Annotated in this window: 21 protein-coding genes; 13 read left to right on the forward strand and 8 right to left on the reverse strand. The window is 40.8% G+C overall.

The window, feature by feature from the left end; translation table 11 throughout:
* Window positions 1-93: 93 nt before the first annotated feature.
* The 12 genes from HPK16_RS02960 (at window position 94) to HPK16_RS03015 (ending at window position 10,727) form a co-directional block, all read left to right on the forward strand.
* Entirely contained in the window at window positions 94-1,551 is a 1,458-nt protein-coding gene (locus HPK16_RS02960) for a SulP family inorganic anion transporter (protein WP_181675524.1), read from the forward strand.
* Between the two features lie 18 nt (window positions 1,552-1,569).
* Window positions 1,570-1,989, forward strand: a complete 420-nt coding sequence (locus tag HPK16_RS02965; protein WP_181675525.1) for a universal stress protein — start codon at window positions 1,570-1,572, stop codon at window positions 1,987-1,989.
* A gap of 129 nt (window positions 1,990-2,118) precedes the next feature.
* Window positions 2,119-2,958, forward strand: coding sequence for a hypothetical protein (locus tag HPK16_RS02970; protein ID WP_181675526.1), 840 nt, complete (start codon window positions 2,119-2,121; stop codon window positions 2,956-2,958).
* Window positions 2,959-2,983: 25 nt separating this feature from the next.
* Window positions 2,984-3,898, forward strand: a complete 915-nt coding sequence (murB, locus tag HPK16_RS02975; RefSeq protein WP_425487910.1) for a UDP-N-acetylmuramate dehydrogenase — start codon at window positions 2,984-2,986, stop codon at window positions 3,896-3,898.
* A gap of 129 nt (window positions 3,899-4,027) precedes the next feature.
* Window positions 4,028-5,068 carry an AI-2E family transporter gene (locus HPK16_RS02980; RefSeq protein ID WP_181675527.1) on the forward strand — a complete coding sequence of 347 codons (1,041 nt, stop codon included), beginning with the start codon at window positions 4,028-4,030 and terminating at the stop codon, window positions 5,066-5,068.
* Window positions 5,069-5,131: 63 nt separating this feature from the next.
* Window positions 5,132-6,397, forward strand: a complete 1,266-nt coding sequence (locus tag HPK16_RS02985; protein WP_181675528.1) for an alkaline phosphatase family protein — start codon at window positions 5,132-5,134, stop codon at window positions 6,395-6,397.
* Window positions 6,398-6,416: 19 nt separating this feature from the next.
* Window positions 6,417-7,664, forward strand: coding sequence for an MFS transporter (locus tag HPK16_RS02990; protein WP_181675529.1), 1,248 nt, complete (start codon window positions 6,417-6,419; stop codon window positions 7,662-7,664).
* 283 nt (window positions 7,665-7,947) lie between these two features.
* On the forward strand, window positions 7,948-8,418 hold the full coding sequence (locus tag HPK16_RS02995) for an SRPBCC domain-containing protein (RefSeq protein WP_181675530.1): 471 nt from the start codon (window positions 7,948-7,950) through the stop codon (window positions 8,416-8,418).
* A 16-nt stretch (window positions 8,419-8,434) separates the two neighbouring features.
* Window positions 8,435-9,022, forward strand: a complete 588-nt coding sequence (locus HPK16_RS03000) for a hypothetical protein (protein WP_181675531.1) — start codon at window positions 8,435-8,437, stop codon at window positions 9,020-9,022.
* A 153-nt stretch (window positions 9,023-9,175) separates the two neighbouring features.
* Entirely contained in the window at window positions 9,176-9,922 is a 747-nt protein-coding gene (locus HPK16_RS03005) for an SDR family oxidoreductase (protein ID WP_425487915.1), read from the forward strand.
* 20 nt (window positions 9,923-9,942) lie between these two features.
* Window positions 9,943-10,323, forward strand: coding sequence for a MerR family transcriptional regulator (locus HPK16_RS03010; RefSeq protein WP_181675533.1), 381 nt, complete (start codon window positions 9,943-9,945; stop codon window positions 10,321-10,323).
* Window positions 10,324-10,337: 14 nt separating this feature from the next.
* The gene (locus tag HPK16_RS03015) at window positions 10,338-10,727 is read left to right on the forward strand and encodes a cupin domain-containing protein (protein WP_181675534.1); all 390 of its coding nucleotides are present in this window, start codon (window positions 10,338-10,340) and stop codon (window positions 10,725-10,727) included.
* A 51-nt stretch (window positions 10,728-10,778) separates the two neighbouring features.
* Here the strand turns inward: HPK16_RS03015 and HPK16_RS03020 are convergent, their stop codons facing one another.
* Window positions 10,779-10,985 (reverse strand): helix-turn-helix domain-containing protein, encoded by a 207-nt coding sequence (locus tag HPK16_RS03020; protein ID WP_181675535.1) that lies wholly within the window; start codon window positions 10,983-10,985, stop codon window positions 10,779-10,781.
* Window positions 10,986-10,997: 12 nt separating this feature from the next.
* Window positions 10,998-11,480 (reverse strand): DUF2975 domain-containing protein, encoded by a 483-nt coding sequence (locus HPK16_RS03025; protein WP_181675536.1) that lies wholly within the window; start codon window positions 11,478-11,480, stop codon window positions 10,998-11,000.
* A gap of 431 nt (window positions 11,481-11,911) precedes the next feature.
* Between HPK16_RS03025 and HPK16_RS03030 the strand changes: the two genes are divergently transcribed.
* Entirely contained in the window at window positions 11,912-12,472 is a 561-nt protein-coding gene (locus HPK16_RS03030) for a tyrosine-type recombinase/integrase (RefSeq protein WP_343064795.1), read from the forward strand.
* A 484-nt stretch (window positions 12,473-12,956) separates the two neighbouring features.
* Here HPK16_RS03030 and HPK16_RS03035 read toward each other — a convergent pair whose 3' ends face one another.
* The 6 genes from HPK16_RS03035 to mutL form a co-directional block, all read right to left on the reverse strand.
* Window positions 12,957-13,844: a polysaccharide deacetylase family protein gene (locus HPK16_RS03035; protein ID WP_181675538.1), complete on the reverse strand. Its 888-nt coding sequence runs from the start codon at window positions 13,842-13,844 to the stop codon at window positions 12,957-12,959.
* Window positions 13,845-14,007: 163 nt separating this feature from the next.
* Window positions 14,008-14,754 (reverse strand): pyruvate formate-lyase-activating protein, encoded by a 747-nt coding sequence (gene pflA / locus HPK16_RS03040; RefSeq protein WP_181675539.1) that lies wholly within the window; start codon window positions 14,752-14,754, stop codon window positions 14,008-14,010.
* A gap of 247 nt (window positions 14,755-15,001) precedes the next feature.
* Complete coding sequence (gene pflB / locus HPK16_RS03045; protein ID WP_181675540.1) at window positions 15,002-17,233, reverse strand: formate C-acetyltransferase; 2,232 nt, start codon at window positions 17,231-17,233, stop codon at window positions 15,002-15,004.
* A 377-nt stretch (window positions 17,234-17,610) separates the two neighbouring features.
* Window positions 17,611-18,471: a ribokinase gene (locus HPK16_RS03050; RefSeq protein WP_181675541.1), complete on the reverse strand. Its 861-nt coding sequence runs from the start codon at window positions 18,469-18,471 to the stop codon at window positions 17,611-17,613.
* A gap of 12 nt (window positions 18,472-18,483) precedes the next feature.
* Complete coding sequence (locus HPK16_RS03055) at window positions 18,484-19,029, reverse strand: glycerol-3-phosphate responsive antiterminator (protein ID WP_181675542.1); 546 nt, start codon at window positions 19,027-19,029, stop codon at window positions 18,484-18,486.
* 21 nt (window positions 19,030-19,050) lie between these two features.
* Window positions 19,051-20,886 (reverse strand): DNA mismatch repair endonuclease MutL, encoded by a 1,836-nt coding sequence (gene mutL / locus HPK16_RS03060; protein ID WP_181675543.1) that lies wholly within the window; start codon window positions 20,884-20,886, stop codon window positions 19,051-19,053.
* Between the last annotated feature and the right edge of the window lie 5 nt (window positions 20,887-20,891).

Genomic DNA, 20,891 nt, shown 5'->3' on the forward strand with positions numbered 1-20,891 from the left:
CGCGTAATGACTCTTTATTAAAAAGCTTTTCTATGCTACGATGGAAGGGCTCAGATTCATTTATACGAGTAAAAAAAGTTGGGGGTTTCAAGGATGTTATTTAGTTTACGAAAAAATGAGTGGTTTGGTAACATACGAGGGGACATTTTATCTGGCATAGTCGTTGCTTTTGCGCTCATTCCTGAAGCCATCGCTTTCTCTATTATTGCAGGTGTGGATCCAATGGTAGGTCTCTATGCCTCCTTTACAATGGCTGTTGTTATCGCATTTATCGGCGGACGACCTGCCATGATTTCAGCAGCTACTGGGGCCATGGCGCTTTTAGTAGTCGATTTGGTAAAGGATCATGGTTTGCAGTATTTATTAGCTGCTACTATTTTGACGGGGATTATCCAGTTGCTGTTTGGCTATCTAGGCGTCGCCAAACTTATGCGCTTTATTCCTCGCTCCGTGATGATTGGGTTCGTGAACGCGCTCGCTATTTTAATTTTTATGGCGCAGTTAAAACAGTTGCAAGCGGCTAACTGGGTGATGTATGCCATGGTTGGTGTGTCTTTGCTTATATTGTACGGCTTGCCTAAATTTTTCAAAGCGATTCCAGCAGCACTTATTGCGATTATTGCCATGACATTCGTTAGTGTCATATTCCACTTGGATGTAAAAACTGTTGGGGATATGGGCGCACTTTCTAGTTCATTGCCTGTTTTTTTGTTTCCATCGATTCCATTTACGCTTGAAACGTTTGGGATTATCTTGCCGACAGCCATTGGACTTAGCGTCGTTGGTTTATTAGAATCGCTCTTAACAGCCACAATCATAGATGACATGACCGAGACAGAAAGCAATAAAACGAGAGAGGCGAAAGGTCAAGGAATCGCGAATATTGTTACTGGTTTTTTTGGCGGTATGCCCGGATGTGCCATGATTGGTCAGTCGATGATTAACGTGAGTTCTGGTGGTCGCAAACGATTGTCTACTTTTACGGCAGGCGTATTTTTAATGTTTCTCATTCTAGTTCTAGGTAATTGGGTTGTTCAAATTCCCATGGCTGTGCTCATTGCCGTCATGATTACCGTTTGTATCGGCACGTTCGATTGGCACAGCTTTGAATATATCAAAAAAGGACATTACACGGATACGGCGGTTATGATTATCACAGTGCTGACAGTCGTATTCACACATAATTTAGCGATAGGCGTCATTACCGGCGTGGTTCTTAGCGCAGTCTTATTTATGGTCAAAATTTCAAAAGTGAAAGTGGACATTATTCCAAAAGAAGATGACAAGGTTGTGTACCGAGTGAAGGGTCAACTTTTCTTCGCTTCTGTTGATAATTTCGTCAATGCTCTTTCTATAAAGACTGAGAATAAGCGCGTGTTATTGGATTTAAGTGAGCTTCATATATGGGATGACTCAGGTGTTGAGGCTATTTATAAAGTAATCATGCAATTTGAAAACGATGGTAGCACAGTAAGAATGGTCGGTTTAGACAAGGAAAGCCGGCGAATGATGCGCCAATTAAGAACGTATCTAAAAAATAGTTCCCGTTAAGGGGGAGGAGAGAGTCGGATGAAAAATATTTTACTTGCTGCCGATGGTTCCGTGCATGCGGTGAATGCAACGGAGGAAATAGTTAAACTTAGTAAAGGATTTCCTGATGTACACGTGACGGTCATAAGTGTCATCGATTCTAGTGAGTCTAAATCAGCGGCTCTAGACTTGAAATCTAATAAGGATTTACTACACATGAGACGATTGAAAAAAATGGAGGACACACTAAATAAGTTAGAGAAGGCTAAAATCGAGTACCAAGTCGAGTTGTTACACGGAGATCCCGGACCAAGTATCATAAAATATGCGTCCGAGCACGAAATCGATTTACTCGTTTTAGGTAGTCGCGGCTTAAACTCCTTACAAGAAATGGTGATGGGAAGCGTCAGTCACAAAATAGTGAAGCAGGTAGCATGCCCAGTTTTAGTTGTTAAATAGAAAATGTTTCCGGATGACAATAATATAATTATGTAAACAAGGAAGCTTTAAAAACTTTTCCCTGACATTTGAGCCATTTTCATTTATAATAGAAGATAGAAACAGAATTGCTGATTGAAGGTGATATGGATGGTAAATAAGAATCCCAAAGTATATAAAAAAATGTTAGAGAACAATCATACACTGCCGTATAAAGTTCGCGTAGATGGGCAATTTTTCGAAGTGATTGTTTATTCGATGCTCGGAAAAATCGCGGGTGTTATTGTTGCTGATCCTAATGGCCTGACAGTAGACCGTGAAACAGCGGAAAAAGTGATTATTGAGGTTCAGAAATATAGTTTTTACTTTGATTACTTGAAAAAACGAGCGCAGTTAGTCAAAGAACGTGATAGCATTACTGCCGAGCGAATTGAAGGTGTTCAGCGCATTTTGAATGAAAAAGGGTTGTTTGGTCAGAAACTGCAGTCCGAGATGGATGAGCTGAATTTAGCACTGGAAGTTTACAAACAGCAGCAACGCAAATTAGATATTTACCAAGAAGACATTACGCTTTTGAATGAAAAAGTGGAGTCGCAACAGGAAATTTATGAAGAAGACTGGAATAATGCGGAGGACTTGTCGTTAGCATATGCCATGGCCGCGTATGGACAAAGTCTCTATTTAGAGAAAACACGCGATACCCGTAAGAAAATGCTGAAATGGACGCAAATGCACGGGAAAATGTTACCACCTGAACAACGTCGTGCGCTGTCGAAACTAGCATTTGTTCTAAGCGAAGCCCAAGCGGGTCATATTTTTGATCAAATTATTTCACTGATACCGATGCTTGAGAATGGTTTGAATTTAAATCGAAATCAAGCAATTCCGGCGCGTGTGAAGGATTATGGTAAGGCATATGAGGCGTATTGTCGTGTGTATGAACCACCGATGGACACAATCGGCTCTTTGATTCGAAATAAGAAAGCCTAAGAATGGCGGTAGAAAGGTAAGGCGTATGTATACAACTCAAACGATGGAACAATTAAAACAAGCAATTCCGACACTTATTATAAAAACAGAAGAAGATTTAGCGGCGTACACATTTACAAAAACTGGCGGGAAAGCCGATCTGTTTGTCATGCCTACGAGTCACGATTTAGCGGCAAAGACAATTGCCTTTGCTCATACGAATCGGATCCCGTTAACCATACTCGGAAATGGCTCGAACTTGATTATTAAAGATGGCGGTATTCGTGGTATTGTGATGTATTTAGATGCCTTACATGCAATCAAGCGAGAAGGTACACGTATTGTTGCTGGTTGTGGCGCTAAGATTATCGATGTGTCCAGGTTTGCGCTAGAGGAATCTCTCAGCGGTTTAGAGTTCGCATGCGGTATCCCTGGTTCTGTCGGGGGTGCGCTGTACATGAACGCAGGTGCATACGGCGGCGAAATATCCGACGTCCTAATCGAAGCAACTGTACTAACAGCGACCGGTGAACTCTTGCATCTGCAAAAAGATCAACTAGAAGCCAGATATCGCAAAAGCTCCATCGCGGACAAGCATTATATTGTGCTAGAAGCCGTCTTTGAACTGGAACTCGCCGATAAAGAAAAAATCCGTCTAAAAATGGACGAACTAACAGAAATGCGCGAATCAAAACAACCACTAGAATATCCGTCATGCGGTAGTGTTTTCAAACGGCCACCTGACCATTTTGCTGGGAAATTGATTCAAGAAGCTGGGCTGCAAGGATACCAAATCGGTGGTGCGCAAGTATCAACAAAGCATGCCGGTTTTATCGTTAATATTGACCAAGCAACAGCGACGGACTATATGGAATTAATCGAACACGTTCAGAAAACAGTTTTTGAACAATCCGGTATTTTACTGGAAACAGAAGTGAAAATTATCGGAGAAGATAAGTAATATAGAAATCTTTCTAGTCTGTGAGAATTTGCAGGCTAGAAAGATTTTTTTATTTTCAGGTTAAGGTATGCATGGCAACGCTTTTTTTGATACAATAGAGGGAGTCAGAAACTAGAGGAGGATGTCATTTTGGACGCTTGGACCAAATTATTTTACAATCGCAGTTTTCGGCGTGTGCTTGTATTTCTTTTAATCGCCGTTATTCTGTATTTACTTAGAAGCATGATTGATATTATCTTGCTGACGTTCATTTTCTCTTTCCTCATTAATCGCTTGGAGAATTTTATTTTAAAGCGTATTTCCATTTATCGAAAAATTATCGTGATTATTCTGTATGCGTTTATCGCGCTGGGTATTACGTTATTGATAGTGAAATATATTCCAATGTTAATCGAGCAAATGGATCAACTTATCCGTTCCATCAACCATTTCTATACGAAGCCAAGCAATAATGAGACGGTGAATTACATCATGTCTCTCGCGAAAGAGTTCGAAATAACGAAATACGCGAATGATGGCATTCAGTTCTTATTCACCTACTTAGCTAATATTGGTGTGGTCGCGATGAACACGTTCATTGCCTTGATTCTAAGTCTGTTCTTCTCACTTGGAAAAGAGCAACTTATTCTATTCACCAGCAAGTTTGGCCAAAGTAAGGTCGCATTCATTTATGACGAAGTGAAGTATTTCGGTAGTAAATTTAATGAGACATTCGGTAAAGTTATTGAAGCACAGTTCATGATTGCCTTAGTCAACTGCGTTCTCACAACGATCGCGCTTTGGATTATGGGTTTCCCGCAATTGTTCTCACTCGCTATTATGGTTTTTCTGCTAGGTTTAATTCCGGTAGCCGGGGTTATTATTTCGATGATCCCTTTAACGATTATCGCATACACTATAGGTGGCGTGAACTACGTCCTGATTATTTTGGTGCTCGTTGTGGTAATTCATGCGCTAGAATCATACGTTTTGAACCCGAAATTAATGTCCGCTAAAACAGATTTGCCAGTTTTCTACACGTTCATCGTCTTGATTTTCTCCGAGCATTTCTTCGGCATTTGGGGATTAATCGTTGGGATACCAGTCTTTATGTTCTTCCTAGACGTGTTGGGTGTTATTAACAAAGACGAGGTGCTCGTTCATCCAGATCACAAAACAACAGATAAGTAAGCTAGAACTGAGAAAGTTGATCATGCAATTTTCTCAGTTTTTCTAATGGGAGGACATAAAAAGATGAGTCGCTATTTAATCATTATTTCATTGGATGCGTTAGGCGCCGCGGATTTAGAGGATCTCACCGGGTTGCCAACGCTCGCTTTTTTGAAAAATAACGGGGCGCATGTGGATACGTTAACGATTTATCCATCGTTAACGTATCCAGCGCACACGACCATCGTGACAGGTCATTACCCGAGAACGCACGGTATTGTGAATAATACAAAAATCCAGCCTGAAAAAGTGTCACCAGATTGGTTTTGGTTTCGTGAAGCAATCAAGGTTCCAACACTATACGATACGGCAAAATTGGCCGGACTCACCACGTCGGCTTTTTTATGGCCAGTGGCGGCGCGAAGTTCGATTGATTACAACATCGCGGAAATTTTCCCAAACCGTTTTTGGTTGAATCAGGTGATGGTCTCCCTATGGGGCAGTTCGCCGGGATTTTTAATGGATATGAACCGACGATTTGGCAAATTGCGCCGAGGAATTGCGCAGCCGGAACTGGATGACTTTTTGATTGCGGCAGTAGAGGATACGATTTTGCGGAAGAAGCCGAATTTGATGTTGGCTCATTTTGTGGATATGGATAGCATGCGACATGCGCACGGTGTGAGGTCGCAGGAGGCCGTGGATGCGTTGAAACGGCATGACGCACGTTTGGCGAGGATTATCGATGCAACGAAGCAGAATGGTACATATGAGGATACGACGTTCATTGTGCTGGGCGATCATTATCAAATCGATGTCCATTCGGTGATTCAGCTCAATGTTTTGTTTGTGGAACAAGGCTGGCTAACATTACAGCAAAATAAAATCGTTGCATGGGAAGTCTACGCGAAAAGTTGCGATGGCTCGTGTTACATTTACGCGAAAGATACCACCAATATAGAGGCGATTCGGGGGTTGATTGAAAACTGCGAAGGTATCGAAAAAATTTATCAGCAAGATGAGGCAACAGAATTTGGCGCAGACGATACGTGCGCGCTCATGGTTGAAGCCATTGCTGGATATTATTTTAAAGATCAGGCATTTGGTGAAGTCGTTCAAAAAGTGACTCCAGAGGATATTGGAAATCCGGATTTTTATCAAGCAGTCCATGGCTATTCCCCGCAAAAACCGAATTATGCAACAACAATGATTGCGTTCGGCAAGGGAATTAAATCAGGCGCTGTGATTCCGAAAGCACGACTTATTGATGAAGCACCAACATTTGCGGCGATTTTGAATCTCGATTTGCCTGATACAGAGGGAACGGTAATCGAAGGTATTTTTGATTAAGTAAAGGAGATACGTCTAGATGAAACTGACAAAACAAGAGAAGAGCTGGGTTTTTCAAGATTGGGGTAATTCGGTTTATTCGATCATGATTACGACGGCGATTTTGCCAATTTATTTTAAAGGAATGGCGAGTAACGCAGGGATTGCAGACCATGTATCGACCGCTTATTGGGGTTACGCGAATTCTTTAGGAACGCTATTAATCTCCTTACTGGCGCCAATTCTAGGAACGATTGCCGATTATCAATTTTTCAAAAAACGGTTTTTCAGCTTATTTACATGGCTAGGAATCGCATTTACAGTCGCTTTCGTATTTGTTCCGAGCGATCAGTGGATGCTACTACTCATTTTTTACATGCTCTCACTCATAGGCTTTTCCGGCGCAAATATATTTTACGATTCCTTCCTAGTCGATGTCACCACCAACGATCGCATGGATAAAATCTCATCTTACGGTTACGCATTCGGTTACTTAGGCAGCTGTATCCCGTTTGTCGCCTTTATCTTTTTTCAAGCAACCGGGATTCTGCCGATTAGTCAAACAATGTTGCTAAATGGGGCATTCTTGTTGACGGCGGTTTGGTGGGCCGTCTTTACAATCCCACTATGGCGCAACGTTCATCAAGTCTACTTTATTCCGCATGATAAAAAGCCGGTACGCAGCAGCTTTCTCAGATTAGGCACAACACTTAAAAATATCAAGCAATACCGCAATATTGTTCTGTTTCTCGTCGCATATTTCTTTTATATAGACGGCGTGGATACTATTTTTCGAATGGCATCTTCCTATGGCATTGACCTCGGGATTTCCGATACGACACTTATCATCGTTTTACTAGTCACGCAAATCGTCGCCTTTCCGTTCACAATCATATACGGGCAACTAGCCAAGCGTTTTGGAGGGAAATCTTTGATACTTACAGCAATTTCCGTCTATATAGTTATCTGTATTTACGCTATTTTCATGAAAACCGCTACAGACTTCTGGATTTTGGCGATGCTAGTTGGAACATCACAAGGCGGTATTCAGGCACTAAGTCGATCCTACTTCGGCAAAATTATTCCAAAAGAACGATCCAATGAATTTTACGGATTCTACAATATTTTCGGCAAATTCTCAGCAATTATAGGCCCCGCTTTAATGGGAATCATCGCCCAAGTCACCGGCCACACACAATACGGCGTAGCAAGCCTCGTTGTTTTATTTATCGTCGGAGGTGTGTTATTGTTGTTTGTGAAACCTGAAAAGCTGAACCAGCCCGTTTAGCTTCGACAGAAATTGTTAGGGGGCGCAGTGAAAACCTTCTTTTGGTTTTTGCGGAGGCCACGAAATTTTCGAGGGACTGGGAATGGGAAGGCAGTTTCACTACATTCAACTGCATATTGAGGTTCTAAAAAAGCAAACGATGCTTTTCAAGAACCACAACAAAGCCGGATCCGGAGACGCAAGGCAAGGAACGAATGCTCACTTTGCTCGCCCTCATATGGAGGCTCTAAATCGGCAAATGATGCCTCACAAGAACCACAACAAAACATAAGGAGTGAATACAATGCAAGAAAAATATCAAAAAATCACAGATACATCGGGTATTATGACATTCGAATTAGAACTAGATAGTAAAATCGCTAGAGTATGGGAGCTCATCGCCACAACGAAAGGTTTCGCTCAATGGTTTCCTGAGCTAAGCGTCGGCGAGTCTGGCGTTGATGGGTTAATTTTATTCGATTTCGGAAATGGCGAGTACGAAGAAATGACAATCACCGTGTATGAACCGAAGTCTATTTTGGAATACACATGGGATAAGAACATGGTGCGGTTCGAATTAATGGATCAAGGCGAGAAAACAACACTTCGCTTCACAGAAGAAATCAACGAACTTACAACGCATACGCCACGTGACATCTCAGGCTGGCACATGTGTTTGCAGAAAATCCAAGGTATTTTAGAAAACAAGGACGTGTCGTTTACAGAAGACGAATTTCTAGCCTTATTTGATAAATACCAAGCGTTGATGAACTAACTAGAGGAGCGAACAGATGCCAATCATTATCACGATACTCATACTTATCTATTTTATTTACCAACAATTTGAATATGAAAAAATCCGCAGAATTACGTATGTCGCGATTCCAATTTTTGCGATCTACCAAATAACGCAAACCTTACCAGATATGAAAAGTGGTACGCCTATTTTCATTGTGATCCTCGTTTTTATTTTAGGCGCAGGAATCGGCTTATTTCAAGCTAGTAAGGCGCAGGTAAAAAAGGCAAGAGCTCAGATTGGATTTGCGGAAGTGGCGGGTGAAGAAGTTCCCGTTTATAAGAAGCAAGTATTGGTAAAAGGTGGCGCGCGGTATCTTATTGGCTGGGCGGCAATCATTCTTGCTAAGTTTTTGCTAGCGCTCTTGCTGCATTTACACATCCATGAGAGCCTAATCGACGCCTTCGTACAAGATGCCTTAAAAGATATGTTCTTCTTCCTATCCTTCGCACAAAAAGAGGGCGCAACAGCGTGGATGGACTGGACACTAATCGGTATTTCGAGCGCCGTCTACACATTGCGATTAATGCAAAAACATCCTTTAGTAAAAGCCAAATTAATTAGAAAAAAAGAACACAATTGAAAAATAGGAAAGCACGCTGTAAAACTCTGATTCGTCAGATGTCCTTTTGCAGTTTGTGCTTTCTTTTTATGTTGGGAGGGTTTTGTCTTGACTTGAAGTGAACTCCAAGGTGTAAGGTTGTGGAGTAGTGAAATTCAACATAAAGAACGGAGAATGTATATGTCGGGCAAAGTAATCGTTATTACAGGAGCATCAAGTGGAATTGGAGAAGCTACTGCAAAACTTCTCGCTAAAAAAGGGCATAAAATCGTACTTGGAGCGCGACGGGAAGAGCGTTTAAAAGAAATAGTAGAGGATATCGAGAAAGACGAAGGTTCAGCGGTGTATCAAGTGACAGATGTCACGAAACATGATAGTGTGGAAGCATTAGCAAAACGTGCATTAGATACGTACGGTAAAATCGATGTTTGGCTAAATAATGCTGGATTAATGCCGCATTCGACTTTTGATAAAAGGAAAGTGGTGGAGTGGGACCAAATGGTGGACGTTAATATCAAAGGCGTACTGTATGGAATCGCAGCTGCATTACCAACTATGCGTGAACAAAAGAGCGGTCATTTTATAAATATTTCATCAATAGCAGGGCATCAAACACATCCAGGAGGAGGCGTTTATAGCGGAACTAAATATGCTGTTAGAGCAATCAGTGAATCATTGCGCCAAGAAGAGGCCATAGCTAAAAGCAATGTTCGCGTAACAATAATTTCACCAGGTGCCGTTGCTACGGAGTTAACGCATACAATTACAGATGAGGATTTGAAACCGGGAATTGAGCAATTATACAAAGAGGTGGCGATTAGTCCAGAGCGGGTGGCAGAAACGATTCTGTTTGCTATGGATGCCCCAGCGGATACAGCAATGAACGAAATTTTGCTACGCCCCACGAGCCAACAAGTTTAAAAGAGGAAGGGGAGGTACGAATGAATATCAAAGTAGTGAGTGAGGAGACCCAGATTTCTGCGGACACGATTCGCTATTATGAACGAATTGGACTTATTCCACCGGTGCGGCGAAATGAGAACGGTGTCCGTAAATTTGACGAAGAAGATTTGCGTTGGCTTTTATTCAGTCGTCATATGCGAAATGCCGGGCTCTCCATTGAGTCGCTGATTGAATATTTGAGTCTTTTCCGCGAGGGTGATGCTACGATTCCAGCACGCGTGGAACTTTTAAAAGAACAACGCAATGAATTGCAGGATCGAATTGACACCATGCAAAGCGCGCTAGAACGATTAGATTTTAAAATTGAGAACTACGGCAGCCACGTGTTACCGACCGAGAAGAAGTTAAAAGAATTCTAAAAGGAGCTGATAGTATGTCTGCTATTTTCAAAAAAGGTGAAGTGATTACGAACGATTATTTTACAGGGATTGCATATTTAGAAATGCTCGTACCAGAGGGAACGGAATACAATTGTCCGATTGGGAATGTTACATTTGAACCCGGAGCGCGAAATAATTGGCATACCCACGATGGTGGTCAGATTCTATTAGTAACAAGCGGCGAAGGTTACTACCAAGAAGAAGGGAAGCCAGCACAAAAATTGCAAGCCGGTGATGTTATAACAATCCCAGCTAATCTGAAACATTGGCACGGTGCAACCAGAGATAGCGAATTTGTCCATCTTGCTATTACTACAAACCCTCAAAAAGGCGGTACGAATTGGCTAGAACCAGTGAGTGATACACAGTATAATGCGCTGTAGAAATCACAAATAAAGCATGTTAGCTATTTTGGGGCTAACATGCTTTATTCTTTAGTCAGGATGATATTCTAATAAATCTCCAGGCTGGCAATCCAGCGCAACGCATATAGCTTCCAATGTGGAGAAGCGAATTGCTTTTGCCTTACCGTTTTTCAGTATTGAAATATTTGCCATCGTTATACCGACTTTTTCGGATAGCTCGGTGACACTCATTTTCTTTTTGGCCAGTTGCACATCAACATTAATTATAATCGCCATATATCATTCACCTCAGACCGTCAAGTCGTTTTCAGATTTAATATCAATCGCTTCTTGCAAAAGTTTCTGAAGAACCGCAGCAAACGTAGCAACGACAACAGAAGCAAAAGTAAGAATAAGCCCAATGACCACAATTCCAGGAGCATCATCTTGCTGCGCTAAACAATAGAAAAGCGGTAAACTAAGGAGATACAGTGCACTGATGATGATCGCACAATATTTCACCCGTTTTATAGCTCGTACAGATAGCCCTGAGAAAGCCATCTTTTTATCAATGTAAATCAGAACTCTAAATGCTTGGTATAACCCAACAAAAAAAGGTACGGCAGCAATATACATCGTAATCAAAATTGGATAAAGCCATTTTGCAAAATCCGGGTCATTTTTGCGAGCTTCTTCGGCAATCGCTGGTAGGGCAAAAATACATAGGGCAAGAATAACAAGCCCGATAAAAAGCACAGCCAGTTTCAAGAGAATGGTCGATCCACGTTCCATAAAAAACACCTCATTTAGTAGTATATATTGATTATAAACTAAAACTTATCGTTTTACAATAAAAATATATTGTTTCATTTTTACAATAACCCCAGAACTGTATATGATATAATAAATATGGAGGTGATCATATACAGGAATTAGAAAAGTATATCCGTTTATTGCAATCAAAATCACGAGCAAAGTCGACAATTGAGCAGTCGAAAAGAATCATTCGGAACTATATACAACGATTCGGTTCGTTGGAAGTTCCTCAAAAAGAAATCTATCTGTACTATACTGAGTTAGAAAAAAATTTAGCCAAATCGACTCTTTATACTTATCGCAAGACATTACGACATTTTTATCATTTTGTTTCTAGTGAGAATCCTCATATTAAAAATCCATTTGCTCGATTTAAACCTAGAGCGCCGGTCCGCAATTTTGTTCGTGTGTTGTACGAGAAAGAAATCGATCAAATATATGTTCAAATGCTGGAGAGTAATCGAATATCAGCTTATCAATGTTTCTTGTTCGATTTTATTTACGACACGGGAATGAAACCTTCTGAAATGAGGAGATTAGTTTTATCTGATTTTGATTTCATGGCTAGGAGTATCGTTGTAACAGGCAATAACGGTAAACAGCGCTATACTTTCTATAGCAAGAGTTTAGAAACTTCGCTACTCAGTCACTTAGAAAGGCGTCAACAACTGTTGGAGCAACGGCATCTGTATCACTCCTATTTGTTCATAGATTGGAAAACGGGTTGTACGATTGATGAATATATGATTTGTCAAGCAATCACAGCAATTGGTGAAGAATTAGGTATTAAGCTAAAACCATTCATTTTACGACATTCGTTTGCCATTGCATTATTGGAAAACGGTTGTGATATCAGGTATGTACAGGCGTTGCTAGGCCATGTATCGATATCAACGACACAAATTTATGAAAAAGTTAAAATCTGTTCGAAACAAAATACCATTCAAAAATATCATCCGCGTGGTTAGAAATCACAGAAAGGCGTGAAAATCATGTTTTATGAAAATGATATCGTAATAAAACAAAAACTTATTGGTGACTTCAATAAATATGTCATGTCCCAAAAGCAAGTTGCAGAATTTCTAGGAATGTCAAAATCGAATCTGTCTGTCGTTATTAACAAGGATAGACTTAAGCCGCTGTATGTATTTGATCACAATAGTTCTAGAAAAATGGCATTTTTTTATAGAAAAGATGTAGAAAACTACTCGAAAAATAGACGTACAAGAAAAAGCAGTAATTAATAGAACATTGTTATATAAAATGAAATAGTAAACTAGAAAAGACAATACAGAAAGTAAGGGAAGAGAACGTTTTTCCGCTTATTTCATATTGTCTTTTCTAGTTTACATAATATATATTATAGGAAGTAACAACTTGATAATAAAAGAATGGAATTCCACAATAAAAAGCATCATTTCTCTCTTTTAAAAGAAAAACAATGCTTTTCAATCATAAACCAGGATCTTTTTTGAAGTTTTCGTGCAAAGTTTCGTTCTCATGATATGCTTGGAACATATACCCTTTGTCACGTAGCATTTTAATCACTTTTGGTAATGCATCCAATGTGTTTTTACGTTCGTGGAACAGAATAACTAATGGTTCGTCACTACCTTCATATGCATTTACTTGAGACAGCACATTTTGATACACAGCACCTGAATTACCCGGACCATAACGCCAATCATTACTATCAATATTCCAATCAACTAATCGGAAATCGTTTTGCTTCGTTTGCTCAACTTGATTCTTTGTGAGATACGTACTGCCATAAGGTGCTCGAATCAAGTTAGTACGAATTCCACTAATTTTTTCGAAATCATCACGCTCACGACTCATTTCACTAATAAACGTAGGATCCTTTTTGCGGTATAGTTTCTTCGAATTATGTGTGTAGCTATGTAATCCAATTACAAAACCACTATCAATCATGCGTTGATATGTTTCTTTATCAGCATTTGCAAACTCGTTTCCAACGAAGAAAAAAGATGCAGGAGCTTTCTCTTTTTCAAGAACTTCTAAAAATTGCTTCAAATGTATACTTGGTCCATCATCGAATGTTAAGTAAACAACTTTTTTTCCTGCTGCTGGCCCTGGCGGATCTTTCGGCACAGAACTAATGCTTTTTTGCTTAGGCGGTACTTTCCAGTGTTGTACAGAAACGGCTTCCGCTTTTAGTACGAGTAATTCTTTAGATGAAGCGCTATTTGTAAATACATTATTTGTTAAGGCTAAGCCCCCAATGGTTAATACAACTGTCGCTAAAACAATAGCAATAAGCCACTTAAATTTTGATGACTTACTGTTTCTTGCCGTTCTGGAGCTTCTATTTTTTCTCATTCATCATGGCCTCCTTTTTATTTCATATTATAATTTAAACATAGTTTACGCTATAATTCAAGGATTAATAGTCGCAAAAGTAATTTTTTTGACACATAAAAATCCTTTTTGTAATCTTTAGGTAACAAAAGAGCGCAAAATGTCATTTGCGCTCGGAATTTTATCAATTATATTTTTGTGTTTCTAAAATCGTATTTGCCATCTTAACAACATCATCTTCAGGGGCTTCAATGCCTTCGAGCGGGTAACGGATGCCAAGACTCTCCCACTTGTATACACCCATCGTATGATAAGGTAATACTTCTACGCGCTCTACATTCGGTAGCTGCGTAATAAATTCATGCAACTTCGTTAAATCTTCTGGATCATCCGTTTTTGTTGGGATTAACACATGACGAATCCAAATCGGTTGTTCTTTATCAGCAAGATATTGCGCAAAATCCAGAATCGGCGCATTTGGACGCGTTGTTAATTTTAAATGTTTCTCAGGATTGATTTGCTTAATATCTAATAAAATTAAATCCGTAACTTCCATTAAGCGATCTAGTTTTTCGATAAACTCAGGATCTCTTGTAAAGCAACCACCACAAGAATCAATTGTCGTATGAATTCCAGCTTTTTTACAAAGCGTAAAGAGTTCAATAAGGAAATCCACTTGTAGCAAGGGTTCTCCCCCACTAACCGTAATTCCTCCACCTGAAGCATCCATGAAAGCCTTATACTTATAAGCCTCCTCGAAAACATCTTGAGCGGTTCTTTCCTCCCCAATTCCTATCTTCCACGTATCCGGATTATGACAAAATTGGCAACGCAATAAACAGCCCTGCATAAAAACAATAAAGCGAATACCAGGACCATCAACAGTCCCCATTGTTTCTACGGAATGAACACGACCAATAACTTCAGACATTTGACTCCTCTTCCTTTCAGGTAATAAATTTACAACAGACAGGGATTGCAACAAACACAATCCCTAAGCCCAATGTTCTTCTCGGAGAACTTCAAAGTCCCCGCCTCACCAGGTTCCTCTGCATATTTAGGCTCTAATTCGCTTTGTGCTTAAAGAGCCTAAACAAAGCGGAGTGTACGACCGTACATGAGCATCGGAACACCGCTTTTAACGACGGAGATCAATGTTTCTCGGTTCGATGAATGACTTACATAGATTCGTGCATGGTACGATGTATTACATCCAATTGTTGCTCACGCGTTAATTTAATGAAGTTAACAGCATAACCAGATACACGAATTGTTAATTGTGGATATTCTTCTGGGTGATCCATCGCGTCAAGCAATGTGTCACGATTGAAGACGTTGATATTTAAATGGTGACCCATCTTCGTTGAGTAACCATCAAGCATAGCTACAAGATTGTTAATTTGTGATTCATCTTCGCGACCTAATGCTTTTGGCACGATAGAGAATGTATTCGAAATACCATCTTGTCCATATTCATATGGAAGTTTTGCAACGGATGATAAGGAAGCTAAAGCGCCTTTTGTATCGCGGCCATGCATTGGATTTGCCCCAGGTGCGAATGGTTCGCCAGCGCGACGTCCGTCTGGTGTGTTACCAGTTTTCTTACCGTATACAACGTTTGATGTGATAGTAAGAACAGATGTTGTATGAACAGAATCACGGTATGTTTTATGTTTTCTTACTTTCGTCATGAACGCTTTTAGAAGTTCAACAGCGATTTCATCTACGCGATCATCGTTGTTTCCGTATTTAGGATAGTCACCGATGATTTCGAAATCAATAGCGATACCATTTTCATCACGGATTGGTTTTACTTGCGCATGTTTGATAGCACTTAGAGAATCGGCTGCAACAGAAAGTCCAGCGATACCAGTTGCCATTGTACGTAATACATGTGTATCATGGAGCGCCATTTCAAGGCGTTCGTACGCATATTTATCGTGCATGTAGTGGATAACATTTAATGTGTTTAGGTATAATTCTGCAATCCATTCCATCATTTCGTCAAATTTAACCATAACTTCTTCATAGTCGAGTACCTCGGATATAATCGGTTGGAAAGCTGGTCCAACTTGTGCTTTTGATTTCTCATCCACACCACCGTTGATTGCATAAAGTAAAGTTTTCGCAAGGTTGGCACGTGCGCCAAAGAATTGCATTTGTTTACCGATACGCATTGCGGATACACAACATGCGATTCCGTAGTCGTCGCCCCATTTAGGACGCATAACATCATCGTTTTCATATTGGATAGCGCTTGTTTTGATAGACATTTTAGCACAGAATTTCTTGAATCCTGATGGTAATTGAGTCGACCAAAGTACGGTTAAGTTTGGCTCAGGAGCTGGTCCTAAGTTGTTTAGTGTGTGCAAGAAACGGAAGGAGTTCTTCGTTACAAGCGGTAGGCCATCTTCTGAAATACCACCAATTGATTCTGTTACCCATGTTGGATCCCCAGAGAATAATTCGTTGTAGTCAGGTGTACGAGCAAATTTCACAAGGCGTAGTTTCATAATGAAATGATCCACGATTTCTTGTGCTTCTACTTCTGTTAACGTACCATTGCGAAGATCGCGTTCTACGAAGATATCAAGGAATGTAGACGTACGACCTAAACTCATTGCTGCTCCGTTTTGTTCTTTAATCGCTGCAAGATAACCGAAGTATAACCATTGGAAAGCTTCTTGCGCTGTTGTTGCTGGTTTAGAGATATCAAAACCGTGTTGCGCTCCCAATTGTTTTAATTCAGCTAATGCGCGGATTTGTTCGTTTAACTCTTCACGTAAGCGAATAATATCATCACTCATTGTGCGAAGTCCTGTGTTTTTCAAATCACTTTTCTTATCTTCAATCAAGCGATCCACACCGTATAAAGCGACACGACGGTAGTCACCAATGATGCGTCCACGGCCGTATGCATCTGGAAGTCCAGTAATAATACCAGATTTACGAGCGGCACGCATTTCATCATTATAAGCATCAAAAACACCTTGGTTATGCGTCTTGCGCCAATCTCTGAAAATGCTTGAGATTTCTTTGTCTACTTCATATCCGTAAGCTTCACATGCAAGCTCTGCCATACGGATTCCGCCGAATGGTTGTAATGAGCGTTTGAAAGGTACATCTGTTTGTACGCCTACTACTGTTTCTAAATCTTTGTTTAAGTATCCAGGATCATGTGATGTGATAGTCGATACGATTTTTGTATCCATATCTAGCACGCCGCCGTTTTCCCTTTCTTGCTTTGTTAAATCCATAACTTGATCCCATAATTGCGATGTTGCATCTGTAGGACCTACTAGGAAAGTATCGTCACCTTCATACAATCTGTAGTTCTTCATAATAAAGTCTCTTACGTCAATTTCGTTTTCCCAGTTACCACCTGTAAATTCAAACCATTGTTCTTTCATCACGGAAACCTCCTACGTTTCATTGTTCGTTTATGAGCGTTAAAAATTGAGCAAAGCTACCCAAGTAACTTCTATACTGTTATCATACCACAAATAAAAAATAATGCTACAGTTTTCACATAAAAAAATTAGCGCTTTTTTATCAAATTTAAGTGCTTCCATTCCTTTTTCAACGCTAAGTGATTGGTATCACATAATTTCCTAGATTGTTATGATTATTAAGTAAGTACAAAAATAATTTAGTTGCAACATTGTAACATTCCTGTACTATTCGAAATTCAGCTTTCTGTTATAATACAGATTTGTTTTCAGGGGCTCTGTATCAAATCAGCTATTGTTGTCGCGTAATCTCTTGATAATATTAAAAAAACTAACCTCTACTTTTCGAGATTAGCTTCTATATCTTTTAAAAATGGCATCCCAGCTTGAGCTCCGATTTTTGTGGTACTTTGTGCCGCTGCTTGATTAGCAAAACGAACAGCGGCATGCAATGACTTTCCATTAGTAATAGCAACCGCGAAAGCACCGTTAAACGTATCCCCTGCCCCGGTAGAATCCTTGACTTCGACATCTATTGTAGCAATATCCACGTTTCCATCAGCCTCGCATACCCGAACCCCATTTTTTCCTCGAGTTACAAGTAGTGCTTTCGTATTCCCATGCAAAATATCCTCTGGTAGCTGCTTGAATTCCGTCTCATTTGGCGTCAAGTAGGTTATCTTCTGCAAAAAAGCAACCGGAAAACGATCTACAGGCGCAGGGTCAAACACAGTTGGTATCCCGTGATCCATCGCAATATCCACCGCGCGCTCAACCACCCAAAAAGGAATCTCATTTTGTAACAATACAATCGAAGCCTCTGCAATAATCTCCTCGAGCAGCAAGTCATCCGACCAAGCATTGTTCGCCCCAGGAGCAACGATAATTCGATTATCTCCGCGTTCCCGCAAAATCATCGCCAAACCAGTCGTCACATCGACACTGCGCACATGCGTCACATCGATACAATAGGAATTCAGATTCGCCAGAGCATCCGCTCCAAACGCATCGTTTCCAATCATACCGACCATCACGACATCGCCACCGAGTTTTGCAGCAGCCACCGCTTGATTCGCGCCCTTTCCTCCTAGTGAAATCACTGCATCCTGCCCTTTCACTGTTTCCCCAAGCTCCGGCATTCCAGCCAGTTCCGTCGCAATATCCATATTAATACTTCCAATAACAACAATCTTTCCCATCTTCCTAATCCCTCATTTCCAAAGTGATTTTTGAGATGTCGTGATAGCCGTTGCTTTCGCTGCTAAAATTTCGTCGACTTGTGCCTGCGTTGTAATCAAGCCACCCGCGATGACAGGAATGTGAAGCAGCTCCGTCATTTGTTCCACCATCGTAGGCAAAATTCCAGGCAATAATTCAATATAGTCCGGTTTTATTTTCTGAACTAGCGCCGTTCCTTTCGTAAATGCGCTCGAATCCAGCATGAATAATCGCTGAATTGCGAGCACTTTATGTTGTTTCGCTTTTAAAATGACATTTCCTCTTGTTGAAATAATGCCTGCTGGACGAACATCTTGACACAAGAAGTCCACCGCATATTCATCATTTTTTAAACCGTGAATTAAATCGGCGTGTAAGATGACTTTTTTACCACCAGAAGCGGCCAAATTTACGAGCGATTTCAGTTGCCCAACCTGTGTTTCTAACATCACCATATATTCCGCATCCAAGCTGAGAATTTTCTCAACATCCCGATGATTATGTGCGGCAGGTATGACTGTTTGACCTTTAAACGACATGCGATTCTCTCCTTTAAAATTTTACATAATACGCTTAAACATTTTTTCGAGTTCATACGTCGAATAAGAAATGATAACAGGTCGGCCATGTGGGCAGGTGAACGGATCGTTTGCCTCACGTAATGTATCCAGCAACTTTTCCATATCCGCCTGCGTTAAATAATGATTCGCTTTAATCGATTTCTTGCAACTCATCATAATCGCCGCATCCTCACGCAATTTGTGAATACTAACCTGTGGCTTCGTGAGCGCCTCGTCTAAAATATCACGCAACGTACTCTCTTCCTCGCCCTTAGGCAACCACGTCGGATGCTCCCGAATAATAAAGCTATTTTGCCCAAAATTCTCGAGAAAAACACCAACCTCTTCTAATTTCGCTTTTTGATCCCGTAATTTAATAAACTCATCCGTCGAAAAATCAAGAACAATCGGAACGAGTAACTGCTGCAATTCCCGATCCACTTCGCCAATCTTTTCCCGATAAAACTCATACTTAATCCGTTCTTGCGCTGCGTGCTGATCAATTAAGTACATCCCCGTCTCGTTTTGCGCCACAATATAGGTTGCATGAACTTGACCAACAGGGTACATTTTTGGCATCCGTTCTTTGACTTCAGCTGGTTTAGCCTCTTCCATGCTAGGTGTTGCATCATATTCCGCAAATGCTTCGTTAATAAAGAGCGGTGGTTCATCCGGTAACGCGTCACTCGTTGGCAATTCTGTTTGAGTTGTAGGTGCAGTTGAATAGGTCGGAGTTGCACTCTCTTTTGGCAATTCCACCACATCCTCTTCCGCCTCTTTATCAAAGTTTATCGCTAACTGCTCCGAGGCTAACTTTTGCCGTTTCGAAGGCGCGGCATCAGGAATCAACTGCTCCTTATGAAACGCGGCTTTCAACGTGCTCGCGATAAACTGCCCCAGCTCACCTTCCTTACTCAAACGAACCTCCAATTTGGCAGGATGCACATTCACATCCACAATCAATGGATCCATTTCAATCTGCAAAACTAAAATTGGAAAGCGACCAATCGGAAGCAGCGTATGATACCCATCCTGGATTGCCCGAACAAGCGCATAGTTCTTAATAAAACGGCCATTTACGATCGTCGAAATATAGTTACGGTTGGAGCGATTAACCTCAGGCAAAGCCGCATATCCCTTCAATTTAAAATCCAGCGACTCCGCTTGAATCGGAATCATTTTTTTCGCCACAGCAAGTCCATAAATCGAAGCCATCACCTGCTGCAAGTCGCCATTCCCATTCGTTTTCAGCAAACTTTTCCCATTATGCGAGAAACGAAAGCTAATCTCCGGATGCGACAAAGCTAACCGATTCATAATATCCGTAATATTCCCAAGCTCCGTATGCAAACTCTTCAAGTACTTCAAACGTGCTGGCGTATTGAAAAATAGATTAGAAACCTGAATCTCTGTCCCTTTTCTAGCTTGGGCACTATGTTTCTCAACTTCTTTCCCGCCTTCTACAACAATCTTGGTCCCCGCACCATCACCCGTCGCAGTCGTCATCTCTAAAAATGAGACCGAGGCAATACTCGGCAAAGCTTCCCCGCGAAAGCCTAGCGTATGCACGCGAAACAAATCATGTTCATTCTTAATCTTACTCGTAGCATGGCGCTTAAAGGCAACGGAGACCTCTTCCGCGCGAATCCCGACACCATTATCGATAATTGTAATCTTATTCAGACCGCCTTCTTCCACAAGCACATCAATAACGGTGCTTTTAGCGTCAATCGCGTTTTCAACGAGTTCCTTCACGACAGAAGCAGGGCGTTCGACTACTTCACCAGCCGCTATTTTATTCGATAAGGCATCGGTTAATTCGATAATGTGAGCCATCTAAA

Origin of the sequence: Paenilisteria rustica (genome assembly GCF_013820765.1) — a bacterium.
Lineage (GTDB): Bacteria > Bacillota > Bacilli > Lactobacillales > Listeriaceae > Listeria_A > Listeria_A rustica.